This window comes from Rhodococcus sp. LW-XY12, from assembly GCF_019317345.1.
Taxonomy (GTDB): domain Bacteria; phylum Actinomycetota; class Actinomycetes; order Mycobacteriales; family Mycobacteriaceae; genus Rhodococcus; species Rhodococcus pyridinivorans.
Window position 1 is genome coordinate 3198092 of record NZ_CP079225.1, and the last position, 20901, is coordinate 3218992.

12 protein-coding genes and 1 pseudogene are annotated in these 20901 nt (G+C 65.1%); 10 read left to right on the forward strand and 3 right to left on the reverse strand.

What is annotated here, in order from left to right; genetic code table 11:
* Window positions 1-9 precede the first annotated feature (9 nt).
* Window positions 10-582, forward strand: a complete 573-nt coding sequence (locus KXC42_RS14930; protein ID WP_006554453.1) for a DinB family protein — start codon at window positions 10-12, stop codon at window positions 580-582.
* Between the two features lies 1 nt (window position 583).
* Window positions 584-1021 carry a VOC family protein gene (locus KXC42_RS14935; protein WP_006554454.1) on the forward strand — a complete coding sequence of 146 codons (438 nt, stop codon included), beginning with the start codon at window positions 584-586 and terminating at the stop codon, window positions 1019-1021.
* A 12-nt stretch (window positions 1022-1033) separates the two neighbouring features.
* On the opposite strand, the gene KXC42_RS14940 is transcribed toward KXC42_RS14935, so the two are convergent.
* Window positions 1034-1423, reverse strand: a complete 390-nt coding sequence (locus KXC42_RS14940) for a VOC family protein (protein WP_006554455.1) — start codon at window positions 1421-1423, stop codon at window positions 1034-1036.
* A 73-nt stretch (window positions 1424-1496) separates the two neighbouring features.
* On the opposite strand from KXC42_RS14940, the gene KXC42_RS14945 reads away from it, so the two are divergent.
* Entirely contained in the window at window positions 1497-2243 is a 747-nt protein-coding gene (locus KXC42_RS14945) for a TetR/AcrR family transcriptional regulator (protein WP_006554456.1), read from the forward strand.
* Between the two features lie 116 nt (window positions 2244-2359).
* Here KXC42_RS14945 and KXC42_RS14950 read toward each other — a convergent pair whose 3' ends face one another.
* Window positions 2360-3487 carry an ISAs1 family transposase gene (locus KXC42_RS14950; RefSeq protein WP_257605826.1) on the reverse strand — a complete coding sequence of 376 codons (1128 nt, stop codon included), beginning with the start codon at window positions 3485-3487 and terminating at the stop codon, window positions 2360-2362.
* Between the two features lie 186 nt (window positions 3488-3673).
* Window positions 3674-3882 (reverse strand): annotated as a pseudogene (locus tag KXC42_RS27335) (VOC family protein); the annotation flags it as partial.
* Window positions 3883-4924: 1042 nt separating this feature from the next.
* Here KXC42_RS27335 and KXC42_RS14955 point away from each other — a divergent pair.
* From KXC42_RS14955 to KXC42_RS15000, 7 genes are all read left to right on the forward strand, one after another.
* Window positions 4925-6376 carry an acyl-CoA dehydrogenase family protein gene (locus tag KXC42_RS14955; RefSeq protein WP_219129217.1) on the forward strand — a complete coding sequence of 484 codons (1452 nt, stop codon included), beginning with the start codon at window positions 4925-4927 and terminating at the stop codon, window positions 6374-6376.
* Between the two features lie 28 nt (window positions 6377-6404).
* A complete protein-coding gene (locus KXC42_RS27340; protein ID WP_257605827.1) occupies window positions 6405-14375 on the forward strand; it encodes a non-ribosomal peptide synthetase in 7971 nt (2656 codons plus the stop codon).
* A gap of 20 nt (window positions 14376-14395) precedes the next feature.
* Window positions 14396-16090 carry a thioester reductase domain-containing protein gene (locus KXC42_RS14980; protein ID WP_064851480.1) on the forward strand — a complete coding sequence of 565 codons (1695 nt, stop codon included), beginning with the start codon at window positions 14396-14398 and terminating at the stop codon, window positions 16088-16090.
* 20 nt (window positions 16091-16110) lie between these two features.
* Window positions 16111-17280 (forward strand): cytochrome P450, encoded by a 1170-nt coding sequence (locus tag KXC42_RS14985; protein ID WP_331712083.1) that lies wholly within the window; start codon window positions 16111-16113, stop codon window positions 17278-17280.
* Window positions 17281-17392: 112 nt separating this feature from the next.
* A complete protein-coding gene (locus tag KXC42_RS14990; protein WP_219129219.1) occupies window positions 17393-18883 on the forward strand; it encodes an MFS transporter in 1491 nt (496 codons plus the stop codon).
* Between the two features lie 85 nt (window positions 18884-18968).
* Window positions 18969-19520 (forward strand): NADPH-dependent FMN reductase, encoded by a 552-nt coding sequence (locus KXC42_RS14995; RefSeq protein ID WP_064851466.1) that lies wholly within the window; start codon window positions 18969-18971, stop codon window positions 19518-19520.
* Window positions 19521-19958: 438 nt separating this feature from the next.
* On the forward strand, window positions 19959-20774 hold the full coding sequence (locus KXC42_RS15000) for an N-formylglutamate amidohydrolase (protein WP_082937558.1): 816 nt from the start codon (window positions 19959-19961) through the stop codon (window positions 20772-20774).
* Window positions 20775-20901 lie beyond the last annotated feature (127 nt).

The following is a 20901-nucleotide window of genomic DNA, read 5'->3' on the forward strand; positions in this document are numbered from 1 at the left end:
CCTGGAGCCATGACAGAACTCGACTGGAACCACCTACTGCGACAGCAACTCGACTATCCGGTTCGCCGTCGCCTCGACGGCCTCACCGACGACGAATACTTCTTCGAGCCCGCACTCGACTGCTGGAGTGTTCGGCCGCGCGGGACGGGCACCGCTCCCCTACTGGGAGGCGCCGGGGCGATGACCATCGATTTCGCGGTCCCCGAACCGGATCCGCCGCCCATCACGACCATTGCGTGGCGGCTCGGGCATGTGATCGTCGGCGTGCTGGCGATGCGCAACGCGAGCCATTTCGGACGCACAGCCACCGACTACATGTCGTTCGAGTACGCAGCGACCGCGGACGAGGCCCTCGCCCAGCTCGATGCCGAACTCGCCACGTGGATTGCGGGCGTCGAGTCTCTCGGGGAAGACGGACTCGCCCGACCGTGCGGTGAAGCCGAAGGACCGTACGCCGAGTACCCGATGGGCGCGCTGGTCCTGCACATCCACCGCGAACTCATCCATCATCTGTCCGAGGTCTGTCTTCTGAGGGACCACTACCTGCACACCCGTACCCGCGCCCGACAGGAGGCGAGCTGACATGGCCCGCGACATCCAGATCACGTTCGACTGCGCCGATCCCGCGGCTCTCGCGGACTTCTGGGCGGACGCCCTCGGCTACGAACTCCAGAAGCCGCCCGGCAATTTCGTGTCGTGGGACGACGCGCTCGACGCGATGGGGGTGCCACTCGAACGACGCAACGACGCGTCGGGCATCGTCGACCCGGACGAGGCAGGGCCCCGACTGTTCTTCCAGAAGGTGCCCGAGGGCAAGCAGGCCAAGAACCGGATGCATCTGGACGTGCGTGCCGCGCCCGGACTCGACGGCGCCGAGCGCATGGCCGCCCTGGAAGCCGAGGCCGAACGGCTCGTCGCACGCGGGGCCACGCGCCTGGAGCGTCACGACCCGGCGCCGCCGTTCGGGGCCGGCCACATCGTCATGGCCGACCCCGAGGGCAACGAATTCTGCCTCGACTGAGACTTCGCATGGTCAGGCCGGTTCCGAGACCCAGTGGACGAGTTGCCAGATGATCCCGTTCGGATCGGCGAACTGGCAGTACCGTTCACCCCACGGCTCGGTCTCCGGCTTGGTCACGACCGTCGCACCGGCTTCCGCGATGCGCGCGAACTCGGTGTCGACGTCGTCGACGACGAAGGCGATGAGCATGCCCTGACCGGCCGGGCCGGCGACGGATTCCGGCTTGAAGGTCGACAGCCCGGTACGCAGGAACACGATGTTGAATCCTGCGTCCGGGTGAGTCAACGAGACGAATCCGTCCGCCGACATCTCCTCGGTGAAACCGAAGTGCCGGATCGCGAAATCTGCCGATGCGGCAGTGTCGGCGACGTTGAGCGACAGTGCTGTGGACTTGATTTTCATAGGACCTCCCCCAGAGCAGAAACCTTGTACGGCGTATAGAGTACTCCCGAGAGCGAGTTTTCGGGAGGCATTTATGGCGCGCGATCTGATCGACCTGCTGTGGCGCGAGCATCCCGACGCGCCGACCGGTGGTTCCCGCGGGCCGAAAGCCAAGATCACCACCACATCCGCGGTGGACGCTGCGGTAACCGTCGCCGACGCGGTGGGCCTCGACGCGGTGACGATCCGTCGCCTCGCGACCGATCTGGGCGTCTCCGCCATGGCCCTCTACACCCATGTCGGGTCGCGCGACGACCTCCTCGTCCTCATGGTCGATCGGGTCCACGCCCGGCAACCCCGGCCGCCCTACGAGTCCCCGTCGTGGCGGGATCGGGTACGGCAGGTCGCCGAATCCGAACTCGAGCACTACGCCGCACACTGGTGGCTGCTGGACGTCGACGATCAGCGCACGGCCCTCGGCCCCGGCACGATCGCGAAGTACGACCACGAACTCCACGCCTTCGACGGCACGCCCCTCGGCGACATCGATCGCGACGCCGCGCTCACGTTCGTCGCGGACTTCGTGCGGGGTGCGGCCCGAGCCCGACGACCTGATCCGCACGCCGCCGACATGGGCGAGGCCTGGGCGCGATGGAACGAGCGACTCGCGCACTATCTCGGTGACGACCATCCCCTCGCACAGCGGGTGGGAGCGGCGGCCGGAGCAGAGATGAACGCCGCCTACAGCCCGCACCACGCATGGGAGTTCGGGCTGCAGCGCGTCCTCGACGGGCTCGAACCGCTCGTCTCGAATGGCGGGGTACGACCCACCGGGGAATGATTTCCCCGAAGGTTCGTACGAGAGATTCGAGGATTTCATGAAGCGATTCGCCGCGGGCGTGCTCGGTTGTGCCGCAATCGCCTTTGCAGTCAGGGCCCCGGAAAGGTCGGGTTTCCTCAGGTCAAGGCCAGCATGAGTGCGTGATCGGGATGCCTGGCGTGATGCCGTAACCCGGCGGCGATGTTGTCCCAGCCGGCGAGGCGAAGCAGGCCGATCGCGAGGCTACGGCAGGTCGCCATGATCCTCGGGGCCTGCCCGGTGCGAACCTGCGACGAATCCTCGGCGAACGTCACATCCCGCACCCAGTGCAGACGGTTCTCGATGCCCCAATGTCCCTGCACCCACGTCGCGAGCACCGCGGGCGGTGCGGCGAGGTGGTCGGCGGAGGTGACCAGGTAGACGACCTCGACGGTCTTGCGCCCCTTCTTCGTGACGGTGCGGCGGATCTGCGCGACCTGAGCGGCGCCGGGGAAGTCGATCCATCCGGGGACGGCAGTGACCTTGATCGTGCGGGTGATCCGCCGATCCCGTCCGGTCGTCGTGACCCTGGTGGCGGGGACATCTCTCCACGGCAACGCTTTCAACTCCCTGTGCAGGGTGGGGGTGTTCTTCTTCACCGTGAACACGTAGTCGCCGCCGGCGCCGGTGATCAGGGTGGCGGTGTCGGTTTGGGTGTGCATGGCGTCCATCGTCACCACCGCGCCCGCGAGGTCGAATCGGGCCAGCAGTGTTCGCGCGGCCGGGATCTCGTTGCTCTTCTCCTTCACGCAGACCTGCCCGAGGACCGTGGCGGCGCCGTGGTCGAACGCGGCCACCAGGTGCGGTGCGGCGGTGTCGTCTGCGCGGCGTCGTGCGCCGCGAAGGGTCTTTCCGTCGATCGCGATCACCCTCCGCTGACCTGTGACGACGGTGCGGGTCCACATCCATACACCGAGTGCGGTGTCGAGGGCGTCGGCGTCGATGCGGGCGAACAGTTTCCGCAGCGTCGACTCGTCCGGAGCTGCTGCATCGGTGAACCCGAATGACGTCAACACCTCGACCGTCGCCTCGGCAGCCCACTGGCCGATCGCCGCGAACGACCGGCAGCCGGCAATGGTGGCGGTCACCGCGAGAGCAAGGACCCCGGCAAGTCGGTAGCGCACTCCACGCCGGTCTCGGGGGTCCGGGACCGTCTCGAACGCCGACAACAATCGCTCGTGTCGTGTCGGATGCGCGGTCGACGAAGGGGTGGGGGAAGATGGCATACGGGTGTGACCTCGGGTTCGGCTGGGTTGGTGTCGCAACCTCCATCCAAGCCTGTGGGGCACACCCTCCCATCACCAGCCCCACACTCATCAAATCCCAGGTCAGGGCATTGTCGAGTCAACCTTTCCGGGACCCTGGGGCTGAGGCGGAGCGACACGACGTGCCCGCTCGGCCGGACGATGCGATCAACTCGGTGGCGCGAAGAATTCGAGCGCGATGTTGTCCGGGTCGCGGAGGGGGAGTCCCGAGCCGTATCGGCCTCCTTGATGTCTCCGTGTGCGATTCCCAAACTGTCGAGCCGATCGCGCCATTTCACCAGATCACCTGCCGTACAACCGAAGGCGATGTGATCCAGGCCCACATCCCGTTCGTCGAAGGCCTTCTGTGGTTGCGAACCGCGCGGTTCTTACGGTCGGGGGCAGCATTGAAACCTGCGGAATCGGTGAGTGTCCAACCGGATTCGTGTCTCACTGTATCGACGCCGAGTCGCAACGGTCGTATCGGGCTCGCTTGATCCAGGATGGGGAGTGGTGTCAGGTAAACACGCCGGCTCGGCGACCTGCCGGAACAATTCCGTCCCCGCGACCGCGTTCCGGGCATCGACGAAGCCGTCTCGGCGCTGCGAGGAGACCGTGCCTGGGGGAGCGGCCCATCTGTCGTGCGAATTCGCGTACGGCTACGGCACGGCCGGGCCGCATCGGCACCGCGGTGGCGACCTCGAGTCCTGCTCTTTCCGGTGGGAGCTGCGGAGTGGGGATCCGCTCGGTGACCGGTTCGGCCGGGGTGCCGATGAGGATTCGATCGATGCACAACACAAATCGTCCACGAAGGTCGAGACAGTCGCCCTGCTGCGGGGTGAGCGGTGTGCGTGTGCGGCTTCGATGACGCGGTTCGCCACGGTGAGCTCCGGAAAGGTTCGGGCCGCCGAGCCCTCGTCGACCCTAGCGTTGCCCGAAGTCGAATGGATCAACCAACCCGAAGAGGCGAAGGAACAGGACAATTTCGGCGGCGATCAGGCTGCGGCGAAACTCCCGTTGGACCCGAACACGGCGCGGCGCAATCCCCGTTGGGATCGAGCACTTCGGCAGGTTCCGTTTCGAGCAACCATGCAAGAATCGTAAATCAAACCGGGATCTCGGTTTGATTGTCGGGCTGGGCCTCGAGTTCGAGTGTGGCCAGGCATTCATGCGGTCTCGAGTTGCCGAAGTGTTACGGATGCAGCTGAATTGGGGGGGATGTATGACCACGATGGTAGGGATTTCCTATGACTCCGGAGTCGAGACCGAAGTCCGGGAGTGGTTCCGTGACCGGGGAGCGAACGTCACAACACGACAGGAGGCTGTGCGGGCCACCCCTGCCGATTTCATTGAGTTCGTTCGGGATTCGAAGCTTCTCGCACGCACTCTGATCCCCTCTGCGCAGCCGGAATTGCTCGGTTGGACCCCGCGGCGCGTTGCTGGGACCAGCTGGCCGCGCACGGATTCACCGAATGGCTGATGTGGCACGTGTCCTCGCTGGCTGCACTGCCGGTGTGGATGTCCGACAACCTGCAGGTTCGTGACGTGTACCGCGAGGGTTTCGAACGAGGAGTCTTCGGGGCGTTCGCGATGTCGGAGCGGGCCGCGGGTGCGGACTGGAGGCATACCCGTTCAGTCGTGCGGCCTGCGCGGCACGGCTATATCGCCGAGGCCCAGAAAGATTACTCGGGCAACGCCGAGAGTTCTCAGCTGGTCACCACTTTCGCGCGTTACGACGATGGCGCTGAGGGCGGTTACGCGTTCTTTCGGGCCGACGCGCGACAGCGCGGCTACATCGTCGAACGCAATGCGGTCCCGGAGCAGATGCGCGTGACCCAGTTCCGCCTCGAGGGATACGCATTCGGACCGCAAGACATGATCACTGCCGGCGGTCAGGCGTTCGCCGATGCGGTCAACACCCTCAACGTCGGGAAGTTCAACTTGGCGACCGCTTCAGTGGGGATGGCTCGGCGGGCACTGGCCGAAACCGTGCAACACACCTCGACTCGATCGCTGTTCGGCTCACAGGTCATAGAGTTCGGGCAGATCCGCCGGATCCTGAACGATGCTGGGATTCGGATTGTGGCTCTGAATGCATTCAACGAAGCGACGATTCAGAGTCTCGAGCGCGCCAGTTCTGCGGACAGGTCGTTCCGGCTGATGACCTCGGTGGCGAAATCGCTCGTCACCCTCAAGGCGGTGGAAGTGATCCGGGATCTCGGTGAAGCCATCTCCGCTCGCGCCTTCGAATCCGAATCGCTGTTCCGGATTATGGCCCAGTACGTCGAGTGGCTTCCCCGTCTCGAAGGCACGCGGTACGTCAACATGATGCAGTCCGTGCGGGCCGCTAGCGCTTTCTCGGCCTATCTCCGCGGCCACGACGATGCCGAAATGCAGATGTCGTCAGGAGACGTCGGCGTTTCCTACCTCCTGAGTCAACAGCCGCTCGGCAAGCTGGAGAACACCTCCTTCTCGTACATCGACCGAAGTGTTCTGACCACTGATCTCGCCGGTGGCCGGGAGTTTGTCGCGCTGGTCTCTGCACTGGCAGAGGTGTTCGAAAAGGACCTGCCCCGCCGTGGCGACGAAGCGGTGATCGAGGCTCGGGGCGAGCTCTTCACCCGCTGCTTCTTCGGTGTCGTGGTCCTTCAGCAGCTCACCGAGACCGGCGAGTCGGAAGAGGTTGCCGACCGGGTGGCGAACTGGCTCACCGACGATCTCATCGAGTGTGTCCTGCGCGCCCGACGAGTGATGCGAATACCGTCGACGGTGCTGCAGATGCTGACACCTATCGCTGAACGCGGAGGCGTCCAGAGCACACGCGAGTTGCTTCCGATCGTCGCGTCCATCAGCGCAGACCTTTCCGCCTGACGGCGCCGGCGACAGGAATCACGGAGAAATGACTGCAGTACAAACCGGGCAGCCTTTGCTTGCTGCGCAACGCGAATTGTGGACCGCTCAACAGATGGCCCCCGAGAGTGCGGAGTTCATCTGTGCCGGCTACCTCGACATCGAGGGCGCCATCGACTTTCCGAAGTTCGAGCGAGCATTCGACGCAGCCGTCGCGGAAGCGTCGAACCTGTGGATGACCATCGCCGGAGACGTTGAAAACCCGCACTTGGTCGCCGGAGAAGCGCCGACACTCGCCCACATCGATCTCACCGGTGCCGAGGACGCTGAGCGCACTGCAATGCAGGAAATGACCGCCCGGTCCGCTTCACCGGTGGATCTCACCAAAGAGGTCGCTGCGGAGTTCGTGTTCTACACGATGTCCGACAACCGGTCGGTCTTCTACATGCGCTACCACCATCTGCTGTGCGACGGCTTCGGGCAGGTGCTCCTCTGGAACCGAATCGCCGAGCTGTACAACGAAAACGACTCCGGGGGTACGTCCGCGGGCCTGTCGACGCACATGCACGCCGATCTCGTCGCAGACGAACGCGATCTCGCAGCAGCCTTCGCTGCGAATGAGGACGTGTGGGCAGAATTCGTGACCGGACGTCCGTGGACCGTCGAACTACCCTCAGGGGCGGGTCCGGCCGGTCGGCGCGGAGCCGCAGCGGTGACCCCCGCGGCACCCACCGACGAATGTGCGTCCAGGTTCGGGGCACGCTGGTCGACGGTGCTGACGGCTCTGATCGCCTGCTACCTGCGGCGTATTACCGATTCTGACAACGTGGTTGTCGGATTCCCCACTCGCGGTCGGCATACTCCTCGTCAGCGTGCACTCCCGGCCATGTTCTCCAACGAACTTCCGCTCTTTCTGGAGATCGGCCTGGACGACCGCTTCGTCGACGTCATCCAGCACGTCGACGAGCGCATCCGTCATCTTCTCGAGCACCAGAAAGTACGCGGGGAGACGATCCTGCGGCGTACCAGGCAGACCGATCCGTCTGTGCGACGGCCGAATGTGGTGCTGAACGTCATGTCGTTCAGCAATGCCATCTCGCTGGGCGAGGCGACCGGCCGGATCGAGCAGATTTCGACGGGGCCGGTACGTGATCTGGCCGTCGACCTGTACCGGCTGGACGGTGACGTGCGTGCTCATGTCGTGAGCGACGGCCGGACCCAGGGCGGCGACGCTGTGGCCCGGCACGCCGCCCGCATCGCCCGTCTGCTGCGGTCGGCAGGCGACGTCAGCGCCGACAGCACCGTCGCCGGACTGGATATTCTGCCGGAGTCGGAGATCGAACTCCTGAGGTCATTCAACGCCACCGACCGCACGTTTCCGCAGGAGCAGCCGCTCGCCGGGGCGCTGGACCAGGTGACCGGCCTCGACCCCGACACCGTGGCACTGTCCGGGGAAGGCGGCCAGATGACCCGGCGAGAGGTCGCCGACACGGTACGCGCGGTTGCCGGAGCATTGCATGAATCGGGTGTGAAGCCAGGCGATGTGGTCGGTGTGCTGATGCCGCGCAGCGCTCGCCAGGTGTGCGCGGTTCTCGGTATCATGCGGCTCGGTGCGGTCTATCTGCCGCTCGACCCGTCCGGACCGTCCGGCCGCCTCGAATACGTTGTGGCGGATAGTTCTCCGGCGCTTGTTCTCTCCGACGGCGACCACCGGGCGGTCACGGGTGACGTACCGGGAATCAGCTACCAGGATTTGCTCGCCGTCGACGGCGGCGACGATCTGCCTGGACCTCCCCAGCGCGAATCGCCCGCATACCTCGTCTACACCTCCGGCTCCACCGGCCGACCCAAGGGCGTTGTCGTATCGCACGCGGCGTTGTGGAACCGGCTGCAATGGATGAAGGAGGACTACGGACTCGATCAGACCGACGTCTACTTACAGAAGACCAATCCGGCATTCGATGTGGCGCTGTGGGAAACGGTGCTGCCAGTCATCACCGGTGCGCGTCTGCACTGCCTGCCGGCCGGACACGAGCGGGATCCCCGGGCACTTGCGGCGGTGATCGACTCCGAAGAAATTACCGTCGCCCACTTCGTGCCGACGATGCTCGACGCATTCCTTCGGGAGACACGGCGGGCGCCTCGAGCTCTCCGTCACGTCTTTTCGTCAGGGGAGGCTCTACGCCCCGGCACCGTCGAAACACTCTTGAATCGGCTGCCGGGTGTGCGGCTGCACAACCTGTACGGTCCCACCGAGGCTGCCATCGACGTCACGGCGTGGACATGCGGCCGTGACGAGGTGGTGCAGGGCAACGTTCCGATCGGACGACCGGTCGCCAACACCCGGATCAGCGTGGTGGACGAGCGGTTGCGCCTGGTGCCGGTCGGTGTCCCCGGCGAACTGTGCATCCACGGGATCCAGCTCGCCGACGGATACCTCGGGCGACCGGAACTGAATAGTGAGAAGTTCGTGCAGGGCGGCGAACTCGGCGAACGTACGTACCGCACCGGGGACATCGTGAGGTGGACCGAAGACGGTGTGCTCGAGTATCTGGGCCGTAGCGACCACCAGGTGAAGATCCGTGGCCATCGCGTCGAGCTTGGCGAAATCGAGGCGCAGATCCAGCAAACCGCCGGAGACATCGATGTCGCGGTTATTCCGGAGCCTGGCCCCGCGAACGACCGGCTGATCGCTTTCGTGGCCGGCGCGTCGCGGCCGTTCACAGATCTGCGCGAGGAGCTGAGGCGCGATCTGCCCGACTACATGATTCCGGTGCGCTGGATCGCAATTGACGCAATCCCCGTGCTGCCGAACGGAAAACGAGACACAGCAGGGTTGCAAGCGAGCGCGATCGAGCAGTCGGAATGTATCCCAGCGGCTTCTGGGAACGGGCGGGCAGCCGGCGTTCAGCGTGCCTTCTCCGCGGTGCTGGCATGCACCTTCGTCGGACCCGACGACAACTTCTTCGCGCTCGGCGGCGATTCGATGCGCGCAGTCCGGCTGCGGTCGGTCGTCGAGGACGAGCTGAACCTCACCTTCGCGATCGAGGACCTGTATACGCACCCGACTCCTGCCGCGCTCGCCCCCCGTCTGGGATGCAGTGCGGCTCCGGATGCCGTCGCTCCGTTCAGCCTTGTCTCACCCGCCGATCGTGAGCGACTGCCCGATGCGGTCGTCGATGCGTATCCACTGACGTCGATGCAGCAGGGCATCCTGTACCAGTTCGCGAAGGATCAGAGCTCGACGGTCTATCGGGTCGTCACCAGCGTCGCAGTGCCGCAGCAATACGACGCCGAGCGGTTGCGGCGGTCCTGCGACCTGGTCTTCGAACGGCATCCACAGCTGCGAATCTCCGTCGATCTGACGTCGTACAGCGAACCGCTCCAGTTGGTGCATGCGACGGTCGACATCCCGATCGACGAGATCCGCGACCTCGAGGATTTCGACGAGGAAGAGGTCTGCAGGCGGCTCGACGCGTTCGTCGACGAAGCACGCTCGGCCGACTTCGATCTGGAACGTCCTCCGCTGATACGGTTCGCAGTGCATCCGTTGGGCCCCCGCGGATTCCAGTTGACGGCTGTCGAGCACCACGTCGTGCTCGACGGCTGGAGCGATGTCCTCCTGATCGAAGAAATCGTCGCCGCATTCGGCGACGACGTGCTGCCATCGGCGCCGGTCACGACTTTCGCCGATTACGTTGCGCTCGAACGGCAGCGTTCGATCGAGCCCACATCGCGGGAGTTCTGGAGCGCTGAACTGCACGATGCGCGTCTCCCACAGATCTTCGGACGGCGCCCGGTTGCCGAAACCGATGTCCGCAACGAGATCGCGCGGTTTCCGATCGCGATCTCGGCGGTCACGTCCGAGGGGATCCAGAAACTTGCGTCCCGGCACGGAGTCTCGTTACGAACGGTCTTCGTCGCGGCGCATGTCCTTGCGGTGGCGGTCGCAAGCGGACAGAACGACGTCCTGACCGGAGTGATCGCGAATGCACGGCCCGAAACCGCAGACGCCGACCGGCTGATCGGAGTCTTCCTCAACACCCTTCCTCTGCACGTGCAGACACACGATCGGTCGGTGAGCGAGCTGTTTGCCGAACTGCGCAAGTGGGATGCACGTGTCGTGCCGCACCGGTACGTCCCGTTCGGGATTCTGGAGCGGGATCTGCGCGGCGACATCCACCTGGGCGACCTGCCGACCTACGTCAACTTCATGGATTTCCGGCGCGCAGACTACCAGGACGTGCCAGTTCGGATGAACGATGTCTGGGCTGTAGCCGACACGAATTTTCCTGCCGCGGTGGACTTCTTGTTCACCGACGACGCCGAGTGCAGCGGCTGGATTGATGGAAACCTCGGGGTCTTCTCCGCCGACGAACTGTCTCGCCTGGCAGCATTGCACGAGCGTGCGCTGGAGGCCCTGACCACGGTGGACAGTGCTGTGCCTGTGCGGTCCATCGACCTGCTCGATGCGGATGAGATCACCGAGCTCACGGGCCCGACGATCCGTGTGACTCCGTCGGGAACCGTGCTGAGCCGCATCGAAGAGAGCATCCGGCTCCATCCCGCCGCGCTTGCGGTGAGTCATCGTGACGGATCGTGGACCTACGCTGAACTGGCGAGATGGTCCGACCGATACGCCGAGGGGTTGTTGCGGATCGGCGTCCGGCAGGGCGATGCTGTGGCCGTCCATCTGCCTCGTGGCCGGCATCTCGTCGCCGCGATTCTGGGCGTGTTCAAGGCCGGCGGCTACTACATCCCGTTGGACCCGGGATATCCGGTGGCGCGGCTCGCGACGATCGTGGACGATGCTGCGCCACGCGCGGTGGTCACCGACGCGAATCCGGACTTCCTCGTCGGCGTCGCGGCGTTGCGGCCGAACGACCTCGACCTGGACGCCGGCCACGACGTGGCGCGGACCCGAGTGGAACTTGCCGATACCGCCTATGTGATCTACACCTCGGGATCGACCGGCATCCCGAAGGGCGTGCAGATCACGCACCGCAACTTGGCGAACTTCCTTGCAGCGATGGACGGGGCGATCGGTTGCGCGCCGGACGACGTGATGCTCGCGGCGACGAGCTTGTCTTTCGACATCTCGGTCCTCGAGTTGTTGTGGCCGTTGACTACCGGTGCGCACGTAGTGGTTGCCGACGATCAGATCGCACAGCACATCACCTCGGACGATTCGACCGCGACACGGCGTTCCCCGCTGGACGTCAGCCTGTTCTTCTTCGCTGGTGGCGCATCGGATGCGGCGGCTGCGAGTGAGGGCTACCGGCTGCTTCTCGATGCCGCACGCTTCGCCGACACTCACGGCTTCCGGGCTGTGTGGACGCCGGAACGACACTTCGATCCGTTCGGTGGTTTGTACCCGAATCCGGCGCTCACTTCGGCGGCGCTCGCGACGATCACCTCGAACGTCCACCTTCGCAGCGGCAGTGTGGTCGCGCCGTTGCACGATCCGCTCCGACTGGCCGAAGAGTGGGCGGTCGTCGACCAGCTTTCCGGCGGGCGGATCGGACTGGCGTTCGCGCCGGGGTGGAACTCCAACGACTTCGCGCTCGCACCATCCGAGTTCGGCGACCGCAAGACGGTTTTCGCGGACCGGATCGACGAGTTCTCGAGGCTGTGGCGAGGCGAGCCGAGCACCCGGACAGGCGGCAGTGGAGAGGAGGTCGAACTGGTCACTTATCCGCGCCCCGTCCAGCCGCTCCCGGAACTGTGGCTGACGACGGTGGGCACGGAGGCCACCTTCATCGACGCCGGTCGCCGCGGGGTGAATATTCTGACGCATCTGTTCGGCCAGGACCTCGATACGCTGACCGAGCGGATCAGACTGTATCGGTCTGTGAGGGCCGAAGCGGGTCATGACGGTCCGGGCACGGTCACCCTGATGCTGCACACGTATCTCGGCGCAACTGACGAGGAGGCTCGGTCCGCGGCGCGCGAACCGTTCAGGAACTACCTGCGGGGCGCTGGCGAGCTGTGGCGCACCATGTTCGCCAGCACCGGACAGGAGTTCCCCCAGGAGGACGCCGAGGACTACCTCGACGCCGTCATCGATATCGCGATCGACCGCTACTACCAGGACGCCGGGCTGTTCGGCGCCCCCGAAACGCGTATCGAGTTGGTCCGGCGCATCCAAGACGCAGGTGTCGACGAAGTGGCCGCGCTCATCGACTTTGGAGTGCCGCGCCAGGATGTGATTTCCGGGCTGGACCGTCTGCACGAGCTGTTCAGCCTCCATCGGCGTGATGTCGAGCGGACCGGGCATTCACTCACCGAGCTCTGTCGCCGTTACGGAGTGACGATGTTCCAGGCGACGCCATCTGTGATGTCGGTGATCGTGCAAGACAAGGCTGGTATGGCTGCGATGGCGAACCTGCGGTCGCTGCTCGTCGGCGGTGAACAGTTCCCGAGCGGTCTCGCTGCCGAACTCGTCCGCACATTGCCACGGACTCGGGTCTACAACATGTACGGGCCGACCGAGACCACCATCTGGTCGGCATTCGAAGAGGTACGGACGGTCGACCCCACCGGACTCGTCTCTGTAGGGCGACCGATTGCAAACACCACACTGACCGTTCTGTCCACCGACGGATACCCGGTGCCGACCGGCGTGGTCGGGGAACTCTGGATTGGCGGCGAAGGTGTCAGCCCCGGCTATCTACGCCGCCCGGAGCTGACACAGAATCGGTTCTGTGAGACCGGCGGGCAGCGACTGTACCGAACCGGCGACCTCGCCTGCCTCACACACGACGGCAAGGTCCAGGTGGTTGGTCGCCTCGACCGGCAGGTGAAAGTGCACGGTCAGCGCGTCGAGCTCGACGAGATCGAAGGAGCCCTGTCACGGTATCCCGGCGTAGCCGAGGCAGCGGTCGTGCTCCGCGATTCCGAGCTCGTCGCCTACCTGCTGCCGCACGTCGACGCTGCGGCCGACGCTTCGGCAGTCACCGACAGCTGGTCCCAGTTGTGGGACGGTGCCTACACCGACGCCGAGGACAACCCGTACGCGGGATGGACGAGCAGCTACACCGATCAGCTGATCCCCTCGGCTGAGATGGACGAATGGGTGCGGCACACCGTCGGGCGGATCTGCGAAACGCCGCACCGTCGGGTGCTGGAAATCGGAGTCGGCACCGGTCTCATCATGCGGGGTCTGGCAGGCGCGGCCGAGTCCTACCTGGGCGTCGATATCTCTGTCGCGGCGATCGAGGCGGCGTCGAAACACACGTTGCCGGGAGTCGAAGTGGAACTGCGGCACGGCGACGCCACAGCTCTGCAGGATCTCGTGGCCGGTTCGCGGGACGTGGTCGTGCTCAACTCGGTCATCCAGTACTTCCCGTCAATCGACTACCTGGCGTCTGTCCTGGACCGTGCCGTCGAGCTCATCGACGCCGCCGGAGCGGTTTTCGTCGGCGACGTGCGGAGCTTCGAGGACCTCGAACTCTTCTACCTGGACGTGGAGCTGAGCCGGGCGGCGCCGTTGGACGCCGTGGACGATGTGCGGTCCCGTGTCGCTCAAAGACGGGAGCGAGAGTCGGAGCTCTGTGTCGCGCCGCGCTTCTTCCGGATGTGGGCCGAACAAGCCGGCGTCGACGTCGAGTTTCGGGTGAAGCGGACCGCCGCGTGCAATGAGATGTCGTTGTTCCGATACGACGTGGTCGTGCGGAAGTCTTGCCGGAGTGAGGAACTGAGACATTCGGTCGGGTGGTCTGCGACAGGCTCGCTCCGGCAGACGCTGGAGCGGTTCGACGACGCGGTCACGGTGATCGGCGTGCCGAATCCGAAACTTGCGTGGGTGGCGGCAACGGCGGCTGAGCTGCCGACCGCGTCGCCGGGCCAGACGGTGTGGGATCTCGAGCGCACGGCGTGGTCGCAGTCGTGGGCCGTCGATCCCGATCTCACCGACCTCGAAGCACTGGCCGCTGGCGAGGGCCGCACTGTCGAGCTGGTTCCCCACGAGGACTCGCTGCAGAGATTGGACTTGCGATTCGGTCCGAAAGGAGAGGCGTGAACACGACAGCGGTGAGCACCATGCCGACCGGCACAGTCGGCAACACGAAGCTGATCAATGATGTGCGGCAGCACATCGCAACCCTGCTTCCGCCCGGTGTGGTTCCGAGCAAATATGTTGTGCTGGAAGAATTTCCACGCTTGCCGAACGGCAAGACCGATCGATCGCGACTTCCGGCGCCGATCACTGCGCCGGTCGCAGCGAAGATCGAACACGTGTCGCCGCGCACCGAACTCGAGCGCACGGTGGCAACCGTCTGGAACGAAATCCTGGGACTCGGTGCGGAAGATGTCGACATCGACACGCCGTTCAGCGAACTGGGAGGCAGCTCCTTGAGCATGATGCAGATGGCGGCGCGGGTGAAGCTCGTCACCGGGCAGCGTGTCGATGTGCGCAAGTTCATCGCCGCCCCCACCATCCGAAGCCTTTCTGCGGAACTGTCGGGCACCACACCGAGCACAACGATCGTCCGGCCGCTGCATTACGCCGACGAGCACACCATGCGCACAGACGCACAGTTGCCTGACGACATCAAGCCGGAGTTCGACCGTGACATCTCACGCGAGAGTCGTAACGTGCTGCTGACCGGGGGTACCGGGTACACGGGGGCGTTCCTGCTCCGGGAACTGCTCGACCGCAGCTCGGCCACCGTCACCGTGCTGGCCCGCGGTGCGCGGCCGGCCGACGTCGTGCAGCGCGTGGTCGCCAATCTCGCCGAATACGAGCTGAATCGGCCGGGCGACGAAGATCGCATCGCGGGTGTTCCGGGGGACGTGTCGCGGCCCTACCTGGGTATGCGCCCCGACGATTACGCGCGAGCCGCGGCCGATTCCGACGTGATCATCCACAACGCCGCCGATTCTCGGTGGACCACTTCCTATTCGGAGGTGAAGGTCACCAACGTTCTCGGCACGCTGGAAGTGCTGCGGCTGGCGAGAACCGGCGGCAACACACCGGTGCACTATGTCGGTTCCACCGGGTCGCTGCCCACCAAGCCGGGAACTTCGGTGTGGCATGAGCAGGCGAATGACGACCTCGACGGAGTGCTCGGCGGCTACCGCCAGACGAAGTGGGTTTCGGATCAGCTCATGCATCAAGCGCGTGAGCGCGGTATGCGAGTGACCGTCTTCCGGCCCGGAGCGCTGGTCGGAGCGCAGTCCACGGGGGCGTGCTCGACGGAAACGTTCATCAATCACCTCATCCGTGGCTGGGTCGGCCTGGGCTGCGCGATGCGTTACGACCTGCAGGTCGAGATGGTGCCGATCGACTACTTCGCTCGCGTCGTCGCGCATATTGCGCTGGACGCACGAGAACCGCAGACCTATCACGTGCTCGGCACCGCCCCGGTGATGATGGACGACGTCCTCGACCACCTGCTCGCCTACGGGTACGACCTGGAATCTCTCGACTACGCCGAGTGGTACGCCCGGCTGCTGGCGGCCGCCGACAGAGGAGAAGACAACGATCTGGTGCCTTACTTGCCGCTGTTCTCGCCCGACGCACCCGGATTGGAGATCGGTCTGGCGGGCAACTCACCACGGTTCGTCGACGACAATCTCGTGGCCGCGCTGGCCGGAAGCGATGTGCGACAACTGTTGTTGACCCGCGAAGTCATGTTCACCTATCTCGACTACTTCGTCAGGACCGGGTTTCTTCCCCCGCCGCCCGATCGGAGCGGCGCCTCTCCCTTCACCGAAAGTGAGAACGCTCGATGACAGTCACGGCGACCTTCCCCATGCCGCGTGATCGGCAGCGGCCACTCGACCCGCCCCCGGCGTACCGCGAGCTCGCCGCGACATCGCGAGTGCCTTTGGTGCAGACGCCGTCGGGCCCGGCCTGGCTTGTCGCTCACCACGACGACTGCCGCACGGTGCTCACTGACCGTTCGTTCAGCTCGGACCCCCGAACTTCGGGGTACCCCTCATACATCTCAGGGGGCATCACCCCTCCTCCTGGGTATTTCCTGATGTTCGACCAGCCCGATCACACTCGGCTGCGGCGTCTGGTGACGAGAGAGTTCGTCATCGGACGAATGGAGCAGTTGCGTCCACGAGTCAACGAAGTCATCAACGAGGCCCTCGACAAGATGATGGCGTCAGAGGATCGGCGAGGCGACATCGTCACCGACATCGCATTTCCTGTGGCGTCCACCATGATCTGCGAGCTGCTCGACGTCCCCGTCGAAGACCAGGGGACGTTCATCGGTCTCACGGACACGATCCTCGATCGGTCCACGCCGCCCGACGAGGCTGCGGTCGCCGTGCGCGACCTGATGGCCTACTTCGGAGATCTCGTGCGTCGGAAGAAGAAGCATGTCAAGGACGATCTGTTCGGCCGGCTCATCGAACACGAGCGCACCGGCACTATCACTGAGGGCGAACTCATCGGGTTGGCCGCGTTGCTGGTCCTGTCCGGCTACGACACGATGGCGCAGACGATCGGTCTCGGAGCGTTGCTTCTGCTCACGCACCCCGATCAACTTCGGTCTCTCGTCGACGATCCGAAGCGCGCCGCGCAGACGGTCGAAGAGATGCTGCGCTACCTGTCCATCAACCACGCTGGTCTACCGCGGGCCGCGACGGAGGACAGGGTAATCGGGGGACAGGCGATCCGGGCCGGCGACGGCGTGCTCGTCATGCTGAATGCCGCGAACCGCGACACCAACGTTTTCGAAGACGCAGACCGTTTCGACATCTCCCGGCCACAACTCGGTTCGCACATCGCATTCGGTCACGGCTTCCACAAGTGCATCGGTCTGACGATGGCCCGTGTCGAACTCTCCGAGGTCTTCACTGTCATGGCGGAACGACTTCCTGAGATGCAATTGACCGGCGAGATTGCCTCCCTGACGTTCCGCGACGACATGGTGCTCTACGGCGCCTGCTCGGTGCCTGTCGCATGGTGAACCGGACCCTCGCGGACTCGACGCAGGCGCTGCCGCCGCTTGGGGACGCGGCCCGGCTGCCGCTGCAATGCTCTGCACAGACCTGAAATCAATGAGAAGGAATCAGATCCCGATGCGCACAGAGACCGCCAACCAATCGTTCCGGAGGTGGGCACTTCTGCTGGCCTGCGTGGCGACGTTCATGTTGATGCTCGACGTAACGGTCATCAATGTCACCTTGCCGATGATCCGCCGAGAGTTCTCCGCCGACCTTGCCGACCAGCAATGGATCATCGCCGCCTACACGCTGCCGCTGGCCGCGTTTCTACTCGCCGGCGGATCACTCGCCGACCGGTACGGTCGCCGTACCCTGTTCATAATCGGCTTGGTGCTCTTCACCGCCGGTTCGCTCGCCGCCGGACTCGCTCCGGGCCTTGTGGTGCTGGAGGTGTCGCGGGTGGTCCAGGGCATCGGGGCCGCCGTGCTCTTCGCGGTGAGCCCTGCACTTATCGCGCAGGAGTTCAGCGGCGTTGATCGTGCGAAGGCATTCGGAATCTTCGGTGGAGTGACGGGCCTCGCGCTGGCCCTCGGGCCGGTGGTGGGTGGCCTGCTGGCCACCGTGAACTGGCGATGGGTCTTCCTCGTGAACGTGCCGATCGGGGTGATTCTGCTCTTGGTCGGCTTCGGTCGGGCACGGGATGTATTGTCCCCCAATGCGCGACGCCCGCACCTGTTTGGACTGGCGACATCCGCCGGCGGACTCGGCGCCCTCACGTTCGGCATCATCGAGAGCGAACGTCTTGGTTGGGCGTCGACCGAGGTGCTGACAGCCCTGGTACTCGGAGCGTTGTTGATCGCACTCTTCCTCATCAGTGAACGCCATCCCGACACAGGGATGCTCGACCTCGCCCTGTTCCGCAATCGGACATTCTCCGGCCTGCTCACCGCCACGTTTCTGTCGAATGCAACCAGCCTCGCCGGACTGTTCCTGATCGTCTCGTATCTCCAGAACGTGCTGGGTCTGTCGGCGCTGCAGGCTGGTCTGGTTCTTCTGCCGCTCACGCTGGTGCTGTTCGTGGTGGCCGCGGTCACCGGGCAGATCCTGCCGCGAGTGGCTCCGGGAGCGCTGTTGGGCACCGCCATCTTGCTCATCGCAGCGGGCCTGACGCTACTGGCGCTTGCGGGCACCGGCTCGGGGTGGGTCCGATTGTTGCCGGGACTGATCGTCATGGGCATCGGCATGGGCATGTTCAATCCGCCCAGAAGCGTGGTCACGGTGGGTGTCGTCACACCTGAGCAAGCCGGCCTGGCATCTGGTGTCGGCGAGACCTTCCAACAGGTCGGAGTCGTTTTCGGCATCGCGGTCTTCGGCGCACTGTTCCAGCACAAGGTGATCGACGCTGCGGGCACCGGCGAGCTCGGCAAGGCGGTGGCCAGCGGTGATCTCGCCGGTGTGCCGGCCGACGTGGTCGATTCGGCGCGGTCCTGGTTCGCGAGCGGACTCTCCTGGGTGATGATCGCGTGTGGCATCCTTTGTGCTCTCGGTGCGCTGGTCGCCTTCGCCACCATCCGAAAGTCGGACATGCTCACCGACGAGGGCGAGCTCGCCGAGGTAAGTGCATGACATTTCCTGAGTCGACCCCCGGCCGTCACCCTCGATCCCCGTCAGGTTCACATCTCCGAAGAATCCGTAGAAAGCATGGTGTCCAGTGACCAGCCCACAGATCCTGCTCGTTTCCGGGTCATTGCGCGAAGGATCGATCAACAGCTCGGCGATCCGTACGGTAGCCACCCAATTGGCCGCCGATGTGGACGTCACCGTGTACAACGAAATGGGCGCGCTGCCCCACTTCACCCCCGACGTCGAGGCCACAGCGGTGCCGGAAGTCGTCGCGCGTCTGCGCAAGCGCATCGAAGACAGCACCGCGGTCTTGATTTGCACCCCCGAGTACGCCGGAGCTCTTCCCGGCTCCTTCAAGAATCTGCTGGACTGGACCGTCGGCGGAATGGAGATCGTCGGCAAGCCCACAGCCTGGATCAACGTGTCGGCGAACGCCACCAAAGCGGCGGGTGCTCACGCGTCGCTCAAAACGGTCCTGACGTACACGGGAGCTGCCATCGTCGACGACGCATGCCGCCATGTTCCACTGGCCGTCGCGGATCTCTCGGGTGACGGACTGGTGGGCACGCCGGCCGCGGTCGAAGAACTACGATCGGCGGCGCTCGTTCTCCTGGAACGTGCGCGACAGGAACCGGCCTGAGGAGAAGGGGGCTCGGCAGCTGAACTAGGTTGCCGCAGTTGCTGACTGGAGTGACAACCGGGCCAATTCGAAGGTCTCGCGATTTCATATGGACGACGATCTCGATGGTGCGGTCCCGGTATCGAACACTGTGGGCAAGGCGCGGTCGATCGTGCTCAGGGTTGTATTCCTGCCGAGTTCGTCGCCGCCACCGTCGCGGGATCGTCGATGGTGGCGCGGCAGGCGGTCGAGCGAACCGGCTGTTCCACCTCCACCCGGATCGAGGTCGCGTTTCTGATCTGGGTCCGCGTGGTAGCCGGCAGTGCGCACTCGCAATCCGCACGATGCTTGACCGACATCCGCCCCTTGGTGAATCCGGCCTTTCTCGAGGATAATTCGCGTCTCGGGTTCTGTGTGTCGTGCCCGAAGACGCCGTGAGACCAAGAAGGGAAAGTGCACGTGCCCAGTTCAGCGCTCGTCACACCGGGAGACAGTCGGTCTCCGGTGCTCATCCACGTCCCGCACGCCTCGCGCGTCATCCCGCCCGAGGTGCGCGCGGATCTGCTTCTGAACGATGTCGAGCTGGCCGCCGAACTCGACGAATCAACCGACGCCGCCACCGACGGCATCGCAGCGGCAGCACTGCGCCACACCAGGATCAGGCCGACGACCGTGGTCAACACGCTCTCACGCCTGGTGATCGACCCCGAACGGTTCGCCGACGCGAGCGAGTCGGCCGCCGCGTTCGGCCGGGGCGCGGTCTACACCCGCACCTGCCCCGGGCTGCCGCTGCGCACCGAGCCCTACCCGCGCACCACCGATCTGCTCGACGGTTATTTTCGTCCCTACGCGGACGCGGTCACCGCCGCGGTCGAGGATCGTCTGCGCGCGTGTGGGCGCGCGGTGATCATCGACCTGCACTCGTACCCGGCAACACCGTCCGGGTTCGAGGACCACACCGCCGCGCGCCCCGCGCTGTGCATCGGCACCGACCCGATCCACACCCCGGATCGGCTGATCGAGGTGACCCGTGGCGCATTCGCGCCCCTGCCCGAGATCGACGAGATCGCCGAGAACACCCCTTACGCAGGAAGTTACGTGCCGCTGCGCCACTACGGCCACGACAAGCGCGTGACGTCGGTGATGATCGAGTTGCGCCGCGACGTCTACCTCACCGACCCCGGCACCCCCGACGCTGCGCGCGTCGACCGGCTCGGCCGCGCCCTGGCCACCCTGATCGACACGGTCGCCGCGCAAGCGGCCGCTGATGTGTAGACCCGAGCCCGGACCGCGCTGCACCCCGCGCGCGGGCCAACGCCTCGACCGCGCCGCTTGCGCGCGTCGCCGCCGCCCGTGCTCGCCTGGCCGAGAACCCGACACGCGCGCGGCTGCAACGCCGTCT